General features: G+C 63.5%; 15 protein-coding genes, 1 tRNA gene and 2 rRNA genes (1 of these 18 running past the window's edge). 13 read left to right on the plus strand and 5 right to left on the minus strand.

Translation table 11 applies throughout. The features are described from left to right. The 4 genes from HG718_RS01135 to HG718_RS01150 all read left to right on the plus strand — a co-directional run. Positions 1-1,650 (plus strand): 23S ribosomal RNA (locus HG718_RS01135); it begins 1,071 nt to the left of the window's first position. 133 nt (positions 1,651-1,783) lie between these two features. Next, positions 1,784-1,898 (plus strand): 5S ribosomal RNA (rrf, locus tag HG718_RS01140). A gap of 156 nt (positions 1,899-2,054) precedes the next feature. Then, a tRNA-Met gene (locus tag HG718_RS01145) sits at positions 2,055-2,131 on the plus strand. Positions 2,132-2,266: 135 nt separating this feature from the next. Then, a complete protein-coding gene (locus HG718_RS01150; protein ID WP_160586683.1) occupies positions 2,267-2,944 on the plus strand; it encodes a nitroreductase in 678 nt (225 codons plus the stop codon). Between the two features lie 96 nt (positions 2,945-3,040). Here HG718_RS01150 and HG718_RS01155 read toward each other — a convergent pair whose 3' ends face one another. Then, positions 3,041-3,931 carry a LysR family transcriptional regulator gene (locus HG718_RS01155; protein WP_160586684.1) on the minus strand — a complete coding sequence of 297 codons (891 nt, stop codon included), beginning with the start codon at positions 3,929-3,931 and terminating at the stop codon, positions 3,041-3,043. Positions 3,932-4,047: 116 nt separating this feature from the next. Between HG718_RS01155 and HG718_RS01160 the strand changes: the two genes are divergently transcribed. The 4 genes from HG718_RS01160 to HG718_RS01175 all read left to right on the plus strand — a co-directional run bounded on the left by HG718_RS01160 (position 4,048) and on the right by HG718_RS01175 (position 8,114). Next, positions 4,048-4,854, plus strand: coding sequence for an MBL fold metallo-hydrolase (locus tag HG718_RS01160; RefSeq protein ID WP_160586685.1), 807 nt, complete (start codon positions 4,048-4,050; stop codon positions 4,852-4,854). 27 nt (positions 4,855-4,881) lie between these two features. Continuing rightward, complete coding sequence (locus tag HG718_RS01165) at positions 4,882-5,520, plus strand: NAD(P)-dependent oxidoreductase (protein WP_160586686.1); 639 nt, start codon at positions 4,882-4,884, stop codon at positions 5,518-5,520. 199 nt (positions 5,521-5,719) lie between these two features. Next, positions 5,720-7,195: a SulP family inorganic anion transporter gene (locus tag HG718_RS01170; RefSeq protein ID WP_244624803.1), complete on the plus strand. Its 1,476-nt coding sequence runs from the start codon at positions 5,720-5,722 to the stop codon at positions 7,193-7,195. A gap of 64 nt (positions 7,196-7,259) precedes the next feature. Further along, a complete protein-coding gene (locus HG718_RS01175) occupies positions 7,260-8,114 on the plus strand; it encodes a universal stress protein (protein ID WP_160586688.1) in 855 nt (284 codons plus the stop codon). On the opposite strand, the gene HG718_RS01180 is transcribed toward HG718_RS01175, so the two are convergent. Both HG718_RS01180 and HG718_RS01185 read right to left on the minus strand, forming a co-directional pair. Continuing rightward, complete coding sequence (locus tag HG718_RS01180) at positions 8,111-8,644, minus strand: SRPBCC domain-containing protein (protein WP_160586689.1); 534 nt, start codon at positions 8,642-8,644, stop codon at positions 8,111-8,113. The genes HG718_RS01175 and HG718_RS01180 overlap by 4 nt on opposite strands. A 91-nt stretch (positions 8,645-8,735) precedes the next feature. Beyond that, positions 8,736-9,680: a helix-turn-helix transcriptional regulator gene (locus HG718_RS01185; RefSeq protein ID WP_205345619.1), complete on the minus strand. Its 945-nt coding sequence runs from the start codon at positions 9,678-9,680 to the stop codon at positions 8,736-8,738. Positions 9,681-9,964: 284 nt separating this feature from the next. On the opposite strand from HG718_RS01185, the gene HG718_RS01190 reads away from it, so the two are divergent. Together HG718_RS01190 and HG718_RS01195 are read left to right on the plus strand one after the other, a co-directional pair. Then, positions 9,965-10,477, plus strand: a complete 513-nt coding sequence (locus HG718_RS01190; protein ID WP_027838898.1) for a peroxiredoxin-like family protein — start codon at positions 9,965-9,967, stop codon at positions 10,475-10,477. Positions 10,478-10,660: 183 nt separating this feature from the next. Then, positions 10,661-12,262: an ArnT family glycosyltransferase gene (locus tag HG718_RS01195; protein ID WP_160586690.1), complete on the plus strand. Its 1,602-nt coding sequence runs from the start codon at positions 10,661-10,663 to the stop codon at positions 12,260-12,262. Between the two features lie 45 nt (positions 12,263-12,307). Here the strand turns inward: HG718_RS01195 and HG718_RS01200 are convergent, their stop codons facing one another. Then, a complete protein-coding gene (locus HG718_RS01200) occupies positions 12,308-12,796 on the minus strand; it encodes a winged helix-turn-helix transcriptional regulator (RefSeq protein ID WP_160586691.1) in 489 nt (162 codons plus the stop codon). Positions 12,797-12,980: 184 nt separating this feature from the next. On the opposite strand from HG718_RS01200, the gene HG718_RS01205 reads away from it, so the two are divergent. From HG718_RS01205 to HG718_RS01215, 3 genes are all read left to right on the plus strand, one after another. After that, positions 12,981-13,724 carry an SDR family oxidoreductase gene (locus HG718_RS01205; RefSeq protein WP_160586692.1) on the plus strand — a complete coding sequence of 248 codons (744 nt, stop codon included), beginning with the start codon at positions 12,981-12,983 and terminating at the stop codon, positions 13,722-13,724. 65 nt (positions 13,725-13,789) lie between these two features. Further along, complete coding sequence (locus HG718_RS01210) at positions 13,790-14,383, plus strand: 2-hydroxychromene-2-carboxylate isomerase (RefSeq protein WP_160586693.1); 594 nt, start codon at positions 13,790-13,792, stop codon at positions 14,381-14,383. Beyond that, positions 14,380-15,171 (plus strand): thioesterase family protein, encoded by a 792-nt coding sequence (locus HG718_RS01215; protein WP_160586694.1) that lies wholly within the window; start codon positions 14,380-14,382, stop codon positions 15,169-15,171. The genes HG718_RS01210 and HG718_RS01215 overlap by 4 nt, the downstream gene beginning before the upstream one ends. A 5-nt stretch (positions 15,172-15,176) precedes the next feature. Here the strand turns inward: HG718_RS01215 and HG718_RS01220 are convergent, their stop codons facing one another. Next, on the minus strand, positions 15,177-15,917 hold the full coding sequence (locus HG718_RS01220) for a hypothetical protein (protein WP_160586695.1): 741 nt from the start codon (positions 15,915-15,917) through the stop codon (positions 15,177-15,179). Between the last annotated feature and the right edge of the window lie 16 nt (positions 15,918-15,933).

The raw sequence follows: 15,933 nt of genomic DNA on the forward strand, positions 1-15,933 counted from the left end.
TGGTCAAGCGCTCCTGCGCCGAAGATGTACCGGGGCTTAAGCCACTTACCGAAGCTGCGGGTGCACACTTTTGTGTGCGCGGTAGCGGAGCGTTCCGTAAGTCTGTGAAGGGTGACCCGCGAGGGCACCTGGAGATATCGGAAGTGAGAATGCTGACATGAGTAGCGACAAAGAGGGTGAGAGACCCTCTCGCCGTAAGTCCAAGGGTTCCTGCGTAAAGCTAATCTGCGCAGGGTTAGCCGGCCCCTAAGGCGAGGCCGAAAGGCGTAGTCGATGGGAACCAGGTGAATATTCCTGGGCCGGGAGATGGTGACGAATTCCGTAAGTTGTCAGTCCTTATTGGATTGGACTGGCAGTGATGGAGTTCCAGGAAATAGCCTCTCCATTAGACCGTACCCTAAACCGACACAGGTGGACAGGTAGAGTATACTAAGGCGCTTGAGAGAACGATGCTGAAGGAACTCGGCAAATTGCCCTCGTAACTTCGGGAGAAGAGGGCCCTGCCTTTGGGCAACCATTGGCAGGGGGCACAGACCAGGGGGTAGCGACTGTTTACTAAAAACACAGGGCTCTGCGAAGTCGCAAGACGACGTATAGGGTCTGACGCCTGCCCGGTGCCGGAAGGTTAAGAGGAGAGGTGCAAGCTTTGAATCGAAGCCCCGGTAAACGGCGGCCGTAACTATAACGGTCCTAAGGTAGCGAAATTCCTTGTCGGGTAAGTTCCGACCTGCACGAATGGCGTAACGACTTCCCCACTGTCTCCAGCATCGACTCAGCGAAATTGAATTCCCCGTGAAGATGCGGGGTTCCCGCGGTTAGACGGAAAGACCCCGTGCACCTTTACTACAGCTTTACATTGGCATTAGTGACGACATGTGTAGGATAGGTGGTAGACTTTGAAGCCCGGGCGCCAGCTCGAGTGGAGTCACCCTTGAAATACCACCCTTGTCCTTATTGATGTCTAACCACGGCGCTACAACGCCTGGGACAATGTATGGTGGGTAGTTTGACTGGGGCGGTCGCCTCCCAAAGAGTAACGGAGGCGCGCGATGGTAGGCTCAGACCGGTCGGAAATCGGTTGTTGAGTGCAATGGCATAAGCCTGCCTGACTGCGAGGCTGACAGGCCGAGCAGAGACGAAAGTCGGTCATAGTGATCCGGTGGTCCCGCGTGGAAGGGCCATCGCTCAACGGATAAAAGGTACGCCGGGGATAACAGGCTGATGACCCCCAAGAGTCCATATCGACGGGGTTGTTTGGCACCTCGATGTCGGCTCATCTCATCCTGGGGCTGGAGCAGGTCCCAAGGGTTTGGCTGTTCGCCAATTAAAGAGGTACGTGAGCTGGGTTTAGAACGTCGTGAGACAGTTCGGTCCCTATCTGCCGTGGGTGTAGGAGAATTGAAAGGATCTGTCCCTAGTACGAGAGGACCGGGATGGACGTACCTCTGGTGGACCGGTTGTTGCGCCAGCAGCATAGCCGGGTAGCTATGTACGGTCGGGATAACCGCTGAAAGCATCTAAGCGGGAAACCCACCTTGAGACGAGTTCTCCCTTGAGAGCCGTGGAAGACCACCACGTTGATAGGCTCGGTGTGGAAGCGCGGTAACGCGTGGAGCTAACGAGTACTAATCGCTCGATCGGCTTGTTCGATCTCATTACCCATGCCCGTCATGGCCGGACCAAGTGTCCGGCCGTGGCAGCACCACAGGACTTTGGCAGCAGCTTTCGCAAGGAAGCGGCTGCAAGCCAGTGTATTCACCCTTCACTTGTTGTGATTTGCCGGCTCGGTGATTATTGCGAGGAGCCTAAACCCGATCCCATCCCGAACTCGGCCGTTAAACTCCTCAGCGCCGATGGTACTGCGTCTTAAGGCGTGGGAGAGTAGGTCGTTGCCGGGCCTGCAAATCACAACTGGTGATACGGACAAGATCCCTCAGTTCACGGAACATGCTCCGGCGCGTGTCAGCGCCGGTTTTAATACGCCCTCACCCATGACGCGGCCTCGCGCCGACGAGACCCACGTCAGCCCATTAGGTGGCGGCACAGCGCTTTGGCGCGGGGTGGAGCAGCCCGGTAGCTCGTCAGGCTCATAACCTGAAGGTCGCAGGTTCAAATCCTGCCCCCGCAACCAATCCTTCAAGTAAGCCCGCCTGGCTCGCGCCGGCGGGCTTTTTTGTGTTTTCCGCGTCTGCGGTTTGCCGGGTGGCTTGTCCTGCCTGCGCTTAGCGGGTACGCCCAGGGCAAATGAAATTGACGAGGACGACCAATGGAATTCGATGATGTCATCATGGGGCGGCGGAGCATTCGGGGATACAAGCCGGATCCGGTGCCCAAGGCGCTGATTGAGGAAATTCTGGCCCTGGCAATGCGGGCGCCGTCCTCGATGAACACTCAGCCGTGGAACTTCTATGTGCTGTCCGGTGAGCCGCTTGATCGAATCCGCGCGGGTAATACCGAACGCAATCTTGCAGGTGTCCCGCACTCACGTGAGTTCCGCATCGGCAAGGCCTTTGAAGGGAAGCACCGTGATCGGCAGGTGGGCGTTGCCAAACAATTGTTCGGCGCCATGGGGATTGCCCGTGAGGACAAGGAGCGGCGGCAGGACTGGGTGCTGCGCGGCTTCCGTCAGTTTGACGCGCCTGTGTGTGTGATCGTCACATATGACCGCGAATTGGCGGAGAGCGACGACACCCCGTTTGATTGCGGCGCGGTGACAACTGCTTTGGTCAATGCCGCATGGTCGCGCGGGCTCGGGGCGGTGATCAACAGCCAGGGCATCATGCAGTCGCCGGTGGTGCGCGAGCATGCGGGCATTGCCGACGATCAGGTCATCATGAAGGCTGTGGCTCTCGGGTGGCCGGACGAGACCTTTCCTGCCAATGCGGTTGTCTCGGAGCGCAAGAGCGTTGAGGAAGCCGCGGTGTTTCTGGGGTTTGACGACTAGCTGCAATGTTTGATTGCTGCCGTATGACCTGAACCCTTGCCTGGCTCACGCTGGCAGACCCGTTGTTTTACCTGGTCAGGGCAGGTCGCGGGCGTGTCAGGCGGGGCCCAGGGTTTCGGCCAGGAAATCAATGAAGCACCGCACCTTGGGGACCAGATACTGGCGCGAGGGATAGACCGCGTAGACCGGCGTCCGGTTCGATTGCCAATCACCCAGAACCTGCGTGAGAGTGCCGGATGTAAGATCGTCGGCGACGTAGATGCGTGGAATGAGACTGATGCCGAAACCGGCCCGGAGAGCATCGCGGATGGCGAGGCTGGAGCCCGCGGTGTAGCGGCCGGTGACGGGTACTGTCGTCTCCTTGCCGTCGCGGGAAAATGTCCAGCTGTTGGCGTGGCCTGACAGGCTGAAGCGCAGGCAATTGTGGTGGGCGAGGTCGCGGGGGTGCTGCGGGCACCCATGGTTGGCGAGATAGTCCGGCGATGCACACAGCACGTGGTCGAGGACCATCAGTTTGCGGGCGATAAGGCTCGAATTTTCGAGCTGGTCGGTGCCGCGAAGGGCCAGATCCACCCCTTCCTCAACGATGTTGATCCGCCTGTCATCAAGGCTGAGGTCGAGGCTGACATCGGGATAGCGATCCAGAAAACCGGGGATGTGGGGTGTGAGGGCAATCAGGGACAAGGTCATGGGTGCGCTGACCCGCAAGGTCCCGCGGGGCTGAGCGCGCATGGCGGTGAGGCTGGTATCGGCGTCCTCGAGATCCCGGAGGACCCGGCGGATGCGGCCGTAATAGTCTTCTCCCGCCTCGGTCAGGCTCATGCGCCGGGTCGTGCGGTTGAGGAGGCGGGTGCCGAGATGGGCCTCCAGCTCCCCGATGTTCTTGCTGATCGCCGCTGGTGACAGGCCAAGCCTGCGGGCGGCGCCGGCAAAGCTGCCCTGGTCCACGGCTTCCCGGAAGGCCCTGAGGGCCGTCAGCTTGTCCATATTCAACACTATTGGTTGTGAGTGTTGTTCGAATTAGCCGGATTATTTGCGGGAGGTCAAATGTGTAGCTGTTGTGGGCCGCCCCTGGAGGGCGGCGTCCATGACAGGAGACCGCCATGACGAAGTATATCTGCACCACCTGCGGGACGCAGACCCGCGACCTTGATGCTGCACCGGAGCAGTGCCCTATCTGCGCGGATGACCGGCAATATGTGGCCTATGAGGGGCAGGCCTGGACGACCCATGAGGCGCTTGGCGCTGATCACACGGTCAAATTCGCCACCGACGGGGACGTTCTGGCGTTCGGGCTGGAGCCGCAATTCGCCATTGATCAGCGCTCGGCGCTGCTCAAGACGGATGCCGGCAACATCATGTGGGAATGCCAGAGCCTTGTGACCGATGACGCTGTTGCGCGGCTGGAGGCGGAAGGAGGTGTTGATCTCATCGTCATTTCCCATCCGCATTTCTATTCATCGCTGGGGGAGTGGAGCGACGCGCTGGGCGGTGTGCCCGTGTTGCTGCACGACGCGGACCGGGACTGGGTGCAGCGGCCGCACAGTGCCATCGAATTCTGGTCGGGGGACACACGGCGTCTTTCCGATGATGTGACGCTGATCCGCTGCGGCGGTCATTTCCCCGGCAGCACGGCCCTGCATTGGGCGACGGGACCGCGGCCCGGCGGGGCGCTGTTTGCCGGGGATGCGCTGCAGGTGGGGCTCGACCGGCGCGTGGTGTCCTTCATGTACAGCTACCCGAACGCCATTCCCATGCGCACCAGCGACGTGGTGGCCATGCGCGCGCGGCTGGCGGCTTACGCCTATGAGGACCTCTACGGCTACACCTGGACGCGCAACATCATCGGCGATGCGACGGCGCGGGTTGCCGCGTCATTCGACCGGTATCTCGACGCGGTCAACGGCTGAGTCCGGCTGGTGGAAGGAGACAGACCAATGAAGATTACTCTTTTCGGTGCCACCGGCATGATCGGCGGCAGCGCCATGCGCGAGGCCCTGTCGCGCGGCCATGAGGTGACCGTTGCCCTGCGGGACCGGGGGAAAGCCTCCCTCCTGCCCGATGGCGTCCAGGTGGCCGAGGCGGACGCGGCAAGCGTTGACGATGTGGCGCGCGTGGCAGCGGGCCAGGATCTTGTGATCAGTGCCACGCGGCCGCCGGAAGGCCATGAACGGCTGTTGGTGGTGATGGCCCAGGCGCTCTTGCGCGGCACATGCCGGGCAGGCAGCCGGCTCCTGCTGGTGGGCGGGGCGGGCAGCCTGCGGGTGCCGTCGAGCGGGTTGCTGGTCATCGAGGATGAGGCCTATCTGCCCCGTCAATACCGGCCGATTGCCCAGGCCTGTTCGGATCAACTGGCTGTGTGCCAGGCGGACCGGCACACACCCTGGGCCTATGCAAGCCCGCCGGCGCTGATCGCGCCTGGTGACCGGACCGGCGCCTATCGGCTGGGGGAGGATGATCTCGTGGTGGACGAGGCAGGCGTCAGCCGCATTTCGGCGGAGGATTTTGCCGTGGCGCTGCTGGATGAGGCCGAGCAGCCCCGCCATTTGCACCGGCGGTTCACGGCGGCCTATTGACGCTCTCCGCCGCCCGTGCCGGGCCGCTGCCCGCCTGCATGTCGGCTATCCGCATTCAGGCGGTGCATCGGCGGGCAAAATCCTTATGGTGCGGTGCATCAATGGCGACCTCGCGGCATGTCCCCTGGCGGGATGTCCTGCGGGGCCGCCTTTTTGTTTGGCGTTCGGGTCTTGGAGGTCCGGTTTGTTCGACTTTTCAGTGCCACGTCTCAAGCATGAGTGGCTGGGCAATATTCGCGGGGATGTTCTGTCGGGCCTGGTGGTGGCGCTGGCGCTGATCCCCGAAGCAATCGCCTTTTCCATCATTGCCGGTGTGGATCCGAAGGTCGGGCTTTATGCCTCCTTCTCGATTGCGGTGATCACGGCGATTGTCGGCGGGCGCCCGGGCATGATCTCGGCGGCGACCGCGGCGACGGCCGTTCTGATGGTGACGCTGGTCAAGGAGCACGGGCTTCAATACCTGCTGGCAGCCACGATCCTGGCGGGTGTGCTGCAGATCATCGCGGGCTATCTGCGGCTCGGGCAGGTGATGCGGTTTGTGTCGCAATCGGTGATGACGGGCTTCGTCAATGCGCTGGCGATCCTCATCTTCATGGCGCAGCTGCCGGAGCTGATCGGCGTGCCGTGGCTGACCTATGTGATGGTCGCCGGCGGGCTGGCGATCATCTATCTGTTCCCGCGCATTACCACCGCCGTACCGTCGCCGCTGGTCTGCATCATCGTGCTGACGGGGCTGGCGCTGTTCTTCGGGTTCGACCTGCGGACGGTGGGGGACATGGGCGAGCTGCCGTCGACGCTGCCGATTTTCCTGCTGCCGGACGTGCCGCTTACCTGGGAAACGTTTGAAATCATCCTGCCCTACTCCGCCGGTGTTGCGGCCGTGGGGCTGCTCGAATCGCTGATGACCGCGTCCATTGTCGATGACCTGACGGACACCAAGAGCGACCGCGACCAGGAATGCGTCGGCCAGGGCATCGCCAATTTCGCCACCGGCTTCATCGGCGGCATGGCAGGCTGCGCGATGATCGGGCAATCGATGATCAACGTGAAATCCGGCGGCCGCGGCCGGCTGTCGACTTTCTGCGCAGGGATCTTCCTGCTGTTCCTGATCGTGGTGCTGGGCGACTGGGTGCGACAGATACCGATGGCGGCGCTGGTGGCGATCATGATCATGGTGTCGATCGGCACGTTCTCGTGGTCGTCGATCAAGAACCTGCGTTCGCACCCCCGCAGCTCTTCGGTGGTGATGCTGGCGACGGTCATCACCGTGGTGGCGACGCATAATCTGGCCATCGGCGTGCTGGCCGGTGTGCTGCTGTCGGGCATCTTCTTCGCGGGCAAGATCTCGCAGCTGTTCCGGGTGACGAGCCACGTCAATGCGGAAGGCACGCGGCGGACCTATGTGATCGAGGGGCAGGTGTTTTTTGCGTCGGTTGAGGATTTCCTGGCGGCCTTTGATTTCAAGGAAGCGCTGGAGCACGTGGTGATCGATGTGTCGGGGGCGCATATCTGGGACATTTCCAGTGTTGCGGCGCTCGATTCAGTGGTGCTCAAATTCCGCCGTGAAGGGGCGGAGGTCGAGATCGTCGGTCTCAACGAGGCCAGTGAAACCATCGTCGACAAGCTGAGCATCAAAGATGAGCCGGGTGCGCTCGACCGGGTGATGGGCCACTGAACGGCCACTGGGCCGGCTTTGAGCGCTGGCCGGACCACGCAGACAGACCAATCGGGGACAGGACATGCTGAAGACAATCGCCCTTATCGATGGCTCGCTTTACGCCCACAGCGTGTGTGATGCGGCGGCCTGGGTCAGTGCCCGCAACGGGGCCGCCGTCGAGCTGCTGCATGTGCTGGGACGCCGGGAAGGTGCTGCGGACGGCGCGGATCTGAGCGGCAATATCGGCCTGGGTGCGCGGACGGCTTTGCTGGAGGAGTTGGCGGAGCTTGATGCGCGCAAGGCCAAGCTGACCCAGAAGCGGGGCCGCGCCCTGCTCGACGAGGCACGCAGCCGCCTTGAGGAGGCGGGCGGCGGCACGGTCACCACGTCGCTGCGCTATGGCGACCTGGCGGAGACGGTGCAGGCGCTGGAGGTGGATGCAAATCTGCTGATTGTCGGCAAGCGCGGCGAGGCGGCGGATTTCGCCAAGCTCCATCTGGGCTCAAACCTTGAGCGGGTGGTGCGGACCACGCGGCGGCCGGTGCTGGTCACGTCGCGGGCCTTCAAGCCGGTGTCGAAGGTGCTGGTGGCGTTCGACGGCGGGGCAAGCGCGCTCAAGGCAATCGAGTACATGTCCGGCAGCAAGGTTTTTGAGGGGCTTGAGGTCGAGCTTCTGATGGTGGGGGATGACAGCGAGGCCAATCGCGCCCAGCTGGAAGCCGCCGCCCAGCAATTGCGTGCGCGGGACATCGCGGCCAGCTGCGCCATCAGGGCAGGCGTGGCCGACAAGGTGATTGCTGAACGGGTCGAGCAGGGCGACATCGACATGCTGGTGATGGGAGCCTACGGGCACTCGCGAATCCGTACCCTGATCATCGGCTCCACCACCACGGAAATGATCCGCTCCTGCCTCGTCCCGATCATGCTGTTCCGCTAGGGGGCTGATGCCTCGACATAGGCCTTGAGCGCGCGGTTGACCCCGCGATAGCCCTCGGCGAGGACGTCAGGCGGCAGGTCGGCAAAGCCGATGAACAGGCCCTCGAAGTCTTCTTCGTGGCGGACCAGCGTGCCGCCGCCCGGCAGGTCTTCGAGGTCGAAGCGGTGTTCTCCCTTGAAGATGCCTGAAATGCCGCCGCCCCAGTAAAGGGCCCGGTCCTTCTCGACGCGCAGCACATGTACCTGCGGGACGTCGATGACCTTGCCGTCGGGCCGCTTCACGCGCACCTCAAGATCAGCCCCTTCCACGGCCTCGCCGACAACGCGGACGTGATAGGGGTTCCATTCAGGATAGGCTGCGAAATCGGTGAGGACCGCGAAGACCTGCGGGCGGGGCGCATCGATCTCGATGGATGTCCGAATGGGAATGGCTGTTGTGCAGGCGGACAACATCAAGCCGCACAGGGTTGCCAGGGCGGCACAGCCCATAGGTTTGCGGAACTGCCTGAGGGTGGGCCGGGAAGAGGTCATCACACGTCTCCTGAGTGAGGAATGATGGGTGTGATGTGGACCCTTTGCCGTCAGCCTTATTGAATGATCACGCCAAACTGGATGGAGCCCGTCAAACGTCCATTCCACGGGAGATGCGGCCGAAGCGTCGTGGGGTGACGTTGGTGGCGGTGAGAAAGTCGCGCTGGAAATGCGCCTGGTCCGCATAGCCGCAGCAAAAGCCAATTTCCGCCAGCGATGTTTCACCGCCGATGAGCATCTGCGTGGCATGGGTCATGCGGGCGCGGCGCATGCAGGTTGAGAAGGTCTCGCCTTCTCCGGTCAGGTCGCGCTGCAGAGAGCGGACGGACCGGCCGAGTGCGCGGGCGGCATCACCAATGCGCCAGGGTCGGCTCATGTCGGTGGCAAGCAGTGTCACCAGGCGGGCGCTTGCCGGACGGGGCGTTGTTTCTGAGGGTGGGTCCGGATCATTCGGGATATGTGGCCTGTCCTGCGATGCGGGTGACCAGTGAATACGCCAGCTGGTCGCGGTCATGCGTCCGTCGTGCCGGAAAGACGCAAGGTCCCCTGCTGGTATATGGCGGCGGCCTAGCTCGAGCGTGACGCCGTCATGGCCCGTTATCTCGAGCAGGCCGATCAGGACGCCTGCGATGAGCAGGTTCTCAGCCAGGGTCGGCGCATCGGCGGGATCTGTGCTGGAACGGGTGCACAGCCAGCTTGTTGGCCGTGGCATCGTGATCTCGGTGCGGTGCGAAGCGTGGTTGTAGCGCTCAAGGCGCATCCATTTTTCTGCCATCACCTGTGGATCAGGTGATGCCCGCAAGGCAAGAAGGGTCGGTGTCTCAGGTGCTGCCTGGAGGTAGCGGCCAACCGACAGGAGCGTGCCGGCCTTGCCTGCCGCCAGCAGTTTGCCCGCAAGCGCCGTCTTGTCGGCAGCGGGGTGAATGGCGCGGGCCAGAGGGTGGGGGGTCTCCAGGCCGGCGACCAGTTCCGGCGCCGTGTCCCGCGTTGCGCGGATGAGAAGGGCAAGAAGGCCGGTATTGGTGAAGGCGTCCATCAAGCGGCTCTGCTGCAACGGGGCGCCGTGACACCGGACATGACGGACCCCAGGAAATGCGGAAAGGGTAACAAACCGGGACGCAGTTGATTGAAAAATCGCGCCAAGTGCGGCAGCCCGTGAAACCAGGGGGATGCTCGCGGGTTTGCCTCAGATGCCGGCGGTGCCGTCTCACGACAAGTTGACGGGGGGCAAGCTTTCGCCCCTCGCATGGCATCTCCATTTCTGGTGCGACGGCGGTTGGCCGCCTGTCCCCGCTCATATCTCTTCCATGGAGGCGCATCATGGTACTTCCCCGCAGCCAGGCTCCCGAACTCTCCGTTCCCACCGTTGGCGGTGCGCAGTGGACCCTGTCCGAACAGTCGCCGGAGAATTTCACGCTGGTCGTTGTCTATCGTGGCCTGCATTGCCCGATCTGCAAGATGCAGCTGCGTGACCTCGAACGGAAACTCGACGCCTTCGCCGAGCGTGGCGTCAACGTGGTGGCGGTTTCAACGGACAGCGAGGACAAGGCGACCCAATCCAAGCAGGATTGGGGTCTCGACAAGCTGACGCTTGGCTATGGCCTGTCCATCGAAACGGCGCGGGAATGGGGGCTCTTCATTTCGACCGGCATCAAGCAGGAGCCGGCTGAGTTTTCCGAGCCGGGCCTGTTCCTCATCCGTCCGGGCGGCGAGGTCTATTTCGTCTCGGTGCAGAGCATGCCGTTCGCCCGTCCGCCGCTGGACGATGTGTTATCCGCCCTCGATTTCGTGCTGAAGAACGACTATCCGGCGCGCGGCGAGCTGGCGGCCTAGGGGCGTATCTGCCGCGTCAGTCCGCCGTGGCGGTCAGAGAACGAGAAACCGGCATCTCCATGGAGGTGCCGGTTTTTCTTGTCTTTTGGGGTGTTTCGGGCACCTTTGGCACCTCTCATGCCTCTTCGGCGGTGCCTGCTGTGACGTCAGGCATGTCCGCCGGTCGCGATGCCAGGACTGCCCATGCCACGTTCCAGATCCGCTTCCGCGCACGCCATCGGCACGCGCTACGACAGGCTCCTGCATGTCTGGCCCGAGGGCTGGTCGGCTCTTGCGGCGGTGTGTGTCTTCGCGGCGGTATATGTCATCGCCCATATGCTGGTGCGGCTGCCTTTCACGGATGTGATTGCGGTCGACTGGGTGGGCGAGACCGTCTATGCCCAGACAATCGACTGGGGGCAGACGCCGAAATATCCGCCGCTGCCCGCCTGGCTTCTGTGGGTTGTGCATCAGGTCACGGGACCGGGGGCACTCAGTACACTGATCGTCAAGTATGCGGCGCTGTGGGGCGCCTTCGTGGCTTACTTCCTTGCTGCACGCCGTGTGCTCAAGCATGACGGCTGGGCAGTTCTCGCCACATTGTCGGTGCTGCTGCTGTTCCAGGTGGCCTGGAACGCCCATGAGGGCGTCACGCACACGATTTTTCTGACCCTTGCCGCTCCACTGACGCTGCTGGCTGTGCTGCGGGCGGAGGCGCGCAACGATCTTCTGTCCTTTGCGGGGCTGGGGGTGGCCATTGCCATCGGTGCGCTTGCCAAGCAGGCCTATTTTGCGGGCTTCGCGGCGCTGGTGCTGGCCATGCTGGTGCAGCCCGGCTTCCGGCGTGTGCTGATCAATCCCCGCATCATCGGGACACTGCTCGTGGCCGCCGCCCTGGCCGTGCCGCATTACTACTGGGCCTTCACCAGCGGGTTCGATTTCAGCCGGGCAGCGAGCAGCACCCTTGCGCGGCCGGAGCTTGGGGGTGTTGCCATCCAGATCCTCTCCGGGCTGTGGTCAAGCATCCGGGCGCCGCTCCTGTTTCTGATGCCGCTTCTGCCGGTGCTGCTGCTGATCTTCCCGCAGGCCTTCCGGCCGTCGAACATCCTGCATCCGGGCGGTCATGGTGCTGCGGGGGCTGACCCCGTGCGGCTTGTGCGGGACGCCACGCTGGCGGGCATCGTGGTGCTGGCCATCCCCGTGCTGGTGGCGGGCGTGGCTCACTATGGTGAGCGGTGGATGCACCCGCTGATGCTGTGGGCACCGATCTATCTCATCGCCATGGTGCGGGCGGTGCGGCCGAGCGCGCGGCGGCTGTCGCTGTTCATGGGCGTGGTGCTGGCGGTCACGCTGCTGGCGCTGGGCTGGCGGCTGGCGGGCTTCGTCGCGCCCTCCAAGATCACCTGCGGCAAGTGCCGGCTGGCAGAGCCCTATGCGGCGCTTGCCGACGGCCTGGCGGAGATGGGGTTTGCAGGCGGCACCGTGCTGGCGGGGGATGAACATATCGCCGGAAATCTGCGCACTCATTTCCCGGACGCCCGCATGGTCGCGCTTAACTACGGCTATTACGATCCGCCGCAACGGCCGGAGCGGGCAGCCGGGCAGTGCCTCGTGGTATGGCGCAGCGGCGCGCGGGAGGGCACGGCTGTCATTCCGCCTGCGGCGCTGGCCTATGCGGAGGTGACGGGGCTGCCTGAGGGGGCACTGGTGCAGGCGTTCCGCCTGCCCAAGCTGCGGGCTTCCGGGCCGGAGGCGTCCTCCCGCTTCGCAGCTGTGCTGATGCCTGCCGCCGAACGGTGCCGCTGAGGCATTTCTTCCGCGCCGCTGTTTGAGGCGGTCTGCCTCTTCGAGTCAGGCGGAGCGGCGTGAGGCCGGCTGGTGAGCAATCTCGTGCGCACCGGGGCCCGGCAGGGCTTCCATGTCCTTGGCCTGAACGGGTTCGCCGCATTCGGGGCAACAAAGCTTCGGCGTGACCACGTGGCCGCAAGCCCTGTGGCGGGTGACCACGGGCGGGCCATCGCCGGTGGGCATATGCTCATCGCCCCAGGCGCGCAGGGCCATGACCACCGGATAAAGGTCCTTGCCCTTCTGGGTCAGGCGATACTCGTAGCGCGCCGGACGTTCCTCGTAGCGCACCTTGTTGAGCACATCTTCCTCCACCAGCTTCTTCAGCCGCTGGGAGAGGACGGGCCGGGCAATGCCAAGCCGCCGCTCGAAATCCTCGAACCGCCGGACACCCAGGAACAGGTCGCGCAGCACCAGCATCGTCCAGCGGTCGCCGACCACCGACATGGCGCGGGCGACAGAGCAGGAAACATTGGGCAGATCAGACCAGCGCATGGGCAGCTCCTGAAGGTGTTCCGGCGGCCTGCGCGGATCGAGGCTGGTCCGGAACGATGAGGGTGTGCACCATTTCACACCCTTGTTTGCATAATTCTACCTTGATCCGTTTTCTTTTTGAACCCATAGTCAAGCGGTAAGTTTTGAAAAGAAACTAACCATTTCCGAAAGGCGGGACTGCGGCATGGCCAATGACACTCCGGGCGCCGGCAAGGCGGCCATCATCATCGGCGCAGGCGATGCGACAGGCGGCGCTGTGGCGCGCCGGTTCGCCCGGGCGGGGTACACCGCCTGTGTCTGCCGCCGGAATGGCGATCAGCTTGCGCCGCTGGTGGCCGACATCGAGGCGGAGGGCGGCACGGCCCGGGCCTTCGGTGTGGACGCCCGCGACGAGGCACAGGTGGAAGCCTTCTTCCGCACGGTGGAAGACGAAGTCGGGCCGGTCGAAGTGATGGTCTTCAACATCGGTGCGAATGTGAATTTCCCGATTACCGAGACGACGTCGCGGGTCTATCGCAAGGTGTGGGAGATGGCGGCCTTTGCCGGGTTCCTCACCGGCCGCGAGGCGGCGCGCTATATGACGCCGCGCGGGGAAGGCACCATCATCTTTACCGGGGCGACGGCCAGCATGCGCGGCGGCAAGGGGTTTGCCGCGTTCTCCGGCGCCAAGTTCGCCCTGCGGGCGCTGGCCCAGTCGATGGCGCGGGAACTGGGGCCCAAGGGCATCCATGTGGCGCATTCGGTCATCGACGGGGCGATTGATACGGCCTGGATCCGGGAGAATTTTCCTGACAGGGCGGCGCTCGACGACGAAGGCGGTATCCTCAAGCCCGATGACATCGCCGAAACCTACTGGCAGATCCACCGGCAGCCGCGGACGGCGTGGACACACGAGATCGACCTGCGCCCGTGGATCGAAAGCTGGTAGGTGCTGTCCGCCCGAAGCCGGCCAATTGAGTCCGTATACGAATTATCAAGCTAATGGGAAAATCCATGACCAAGACAGTTGAATTCTGGTTCGACTTCGGCAGTCCGACCGCCTATCTGGCGTGGCAGCAATTGCCGAAGATCGCCGAGGCGCGGGGGGCGGTCATCGACTATCGCCCCATGCTGCTTGGCGGCGTCCACAAGGCGACGGGTAACAATCCGCCGGGTGCCGTGCCGGCCAAGGGGACCTATATGGGGCGTGATCTGCAGCGCTTTGCCAAGCGGTATGGCGTGGAGCTCAATTTCAATCCCGACTTTCCGATCAACACGCTGGTGCTGATGCGCGGCGCGGTTGCGGCGCAGGGTGAAGGCGACGCGTTCTTCCACAAATATCTCGCCACGATCTTCGAGGCCATGTGGCTCAAGCCGCGCAACCTCAACGACCCGGCGGAAGTCGCCGCGGTGCTGCGTGAAGCGGGGTTCGATGTGGACTGGTTCCTTGCCAAGACGCAGGACCAGGCCGTGAAGGACGGCCTCAAGGCAGCGACGGAAGAAGCTGTGGCGAAGGGTGCGTTCGGGGCGCCGACCTTCTACATCGGCGAGGACATGTATTTCGGCCAGGACCGGCTGGACTTTATCGATGAGGCATTGGCGTCATGAATGCACCTGTTCTGGCGGGCGTGCCGCCCGTTGTCGGCCGCGAGGGCGAAATCTGGCACCCCACCCCCTTTGCCATGGGGCCGTTTGGCGGCCTGCATGGCGGTGTCGTGTCCGGCACGCTGGCAGGCGAGATGGAGACCCGAGGCGCTGAGCTCGGCTGGGGGCAACCCGTTTCGGCGACGGTCTATCTGGTGCGGCCGGCACCGCTTGAGCCGTTCACCACGCAGATCGAGGAAGTGCGCGGCGGGGCGCGCCTGACGGTGATGGAAAACTGTCTGATGGCGGGCGGCAAGCTGCGGGCGAAAGCCAGCATGGCTTTCCTCAAGGACAGGCCGGTGCCGGGCATTGTGCCGCCGGCGGAGGAGAGTTTTGACCCCGATGCGATGCCGGAATGGGGGTTTGCCTCCATGGTGACGGGGACGACCTATCTGTCGGCTGTCGAGGTGCGCGAGGACAAGGCCAACCGGGCGGTGTGGGTGAAGCCCACCAATCCCCTGGGGCCCAATCCGGTGCCGTTCGCGCAGGCGATGGCCATTGCGGATTACGCGACCCTGTTCAGCGTCTATCTGGAAGGTGAGCGGCCCAAGGCCGGCGGCTGGCCGAATGCGGACATCTCGGTACACCTGTCGCGGATGCCGGAGAGCGACTGGATCGGTATCCAGCCACGGTCGGGCTGGTATCCCAACGGCTCGGGGCTGACGGAAGCTGCGATCTACGACACCAGGGGCTGGATCGGCCGGTCGTGCCAGAGCGCCGTGCTGCTGCCGGTACCGGAGGGTGCCGAGTAGCCTGCCTATCGCACTACGGGGGGGAAGGGGGCCTCGGGATCGCCGCCTTCCTCCTTCACGGCCTTGCGGTAGGCCTTCGGTGACTTGTAGGCGCCGTGGGGTTTGAAGTCCGACGGGACGGCCGGAATGATCCGGCCCTTGGTCTTCGGCAGGATCTTGTAGAGCTTGCCGTCGCGGCCGATCAGCGGCAGCGGGTCGCCCCGGCGGGAGAAGACCCGCCGCATGGAGGCCGACTCGTCGATGAAGGCCTCAAGTTCGTCCTCGTCCTTTTCGAACAGCAGCTCATAGGCGGACAGGAATTCCCTGACGAATTCGGTGTCCACGCAGGCGAGGTTGGACAAGACCCAGCACCGGTCCTCGAAGGACCAGTAATAGCCGAGGCCGACCAGCTCGCGCTGCTTGTTGAAATAGGGGAAGAAAGGGAAAGCCCGGCAGGCCAGGGTGCGGTTGTCGCGCTCGCAATAAGCGGCGCCCTTGCACTCGATCGCCTTGCAGCTCTCATGCAGCTCGTCGACGATTTCCCGGCTTGTCTTGTCGAAGGGCTTGAAGCTGCGCCAGAGATCCGTGCGGCCCTTCAAAAGCTTCCACTCGGATTTCTGCACGATGGGGATTGCATGGCCCGTGGTGCAGCAGACCGGCTCGCCGCCATTCAGCGGCGCGCAGTACCAGCCGCAGTCATGGCGCTGGGCGATCGACGCCCCGAAGCGGCGATAGATTTCAGCGAAGTCCTTCGCCTTGGCGGTCATGCAAGGTCACCTTTTC

It is taken from the genome of Pyruvatibacter mobilis, from assembly GCF_012848855.1.
Taxonomy (GTDB): Bacteria; Pseudomonadota; Alphaproteobacteria; order CGMCC-115125; family CGMCC-115125; genus Pyruvatibacter; species Pyruvatibacter mobilis.

What these genes read in the sequence shown, in the direction of transcription:
- HG718_RS01195 (WP_160586690.1), top strand. Translation starts at nt 10,661, where the DNA reads ATGCCACGTTCCAGATCCGCTTCCGCGCACGCCATCGGCACGCGCTAC.
- HG718_RS01180 (WP_160586689.1), bottom strand. Translation starts at nt 8,644, where the DNA reads ATGACCTCTTCCCGGCCCACCCTCAGGCAGTTCCGCAAACCTATGGGC.
- HG718_RS01150 (WP_160586683.1), top strand. Translation starts at nt 2,267, where the DNA reads ATGGAATTCGATGATGTCATCATGGGGCGGCGGAGCATTCGGGGATAC.
- HG718_RS01175 (WP_160586688.1), top strand. Translation starts at nt 7,260, where the DNA reads ATGCTGAAGACAATCGCCCTTATCGATGGCTCGCTTTACGCCCACAGC.
- HG718_RS01220 (WP_160586695.1), bottom strand. Translation starts at nt 15,917, where the DNA reads ATGACCGCCAAGGCGAAGGACTTCGCTGAAATCTATCGCCGCTTCGGG.
- HG718_RS01190 (WP_027838898.1), top strand. Translation starts at nt 9,965, where the DNA reads ATGGTACTTCCCCGCAGCCAGGCTCCCGAACTCTCCGTTCCCACCGTT.
- HG718_RS01215 (WP_160586694.1), top strand. Translation starts at nt 14,380, where the DNA reads ATGAATGCACCTGTTCTGGCGGGCGTGCCGCCCGTTGTCGGCCGCGAG.
- HG718_RS01205 (WP_160586692.1), top strand. Translation starts at nt 12,981, where the DNA reads ATGGCCAATGACACTCCGGGCGCCGGCAAGGCGGCCATCATCATCGGC.
- HG718_RS01160 (WP_160586685.1), top strand. Translation starts at nt 4,048, where the DNA reads ATGACGAAGTATATCTGCACCACCTGCGGGACGCAGACCCGCGACCTT.
- HG718_RS01165 (WP_160586686.1), top strand. Translation starts at nt 4,882, where the DNA reads ATGAAGATTACTCTTTTCGGTGCCACCGGCATGATCGGCGGCAGCGCC.
- HG718_RS01185 (WP_205345619.1), bottom strand. Translation starts at nt 9,680, where the DNA reads ATGGACGCCTTCACCAATACCGGCCTTCTTGCCCTTCTCATCCGCGCA.
- HG718_RS01200 (WP_160586691.1), bottom strand. Translation starts at nt 12,796, where the DNA reads ATGCGCTGGTCTGATCTGCCCAATGTTTCCTGCTCTGTCGCCCGCGCC.
- HG718_RS01155 (WP_160586684.1), bottom strand. Translation starts at nt 3,931, where the DNA reads ATGGACAAGCTGACGGCCCTCAGGGCCTTCCGGGAAGCCGTGGACCAG.
- HG718_RS01210 (WP_160586693.1), top strand. Translation starts at nt 13,790, where the DNA reads ATGACCAAGACAGTTGAATTCTGGTTCGACTTCGGCAGTCCGACCGCC.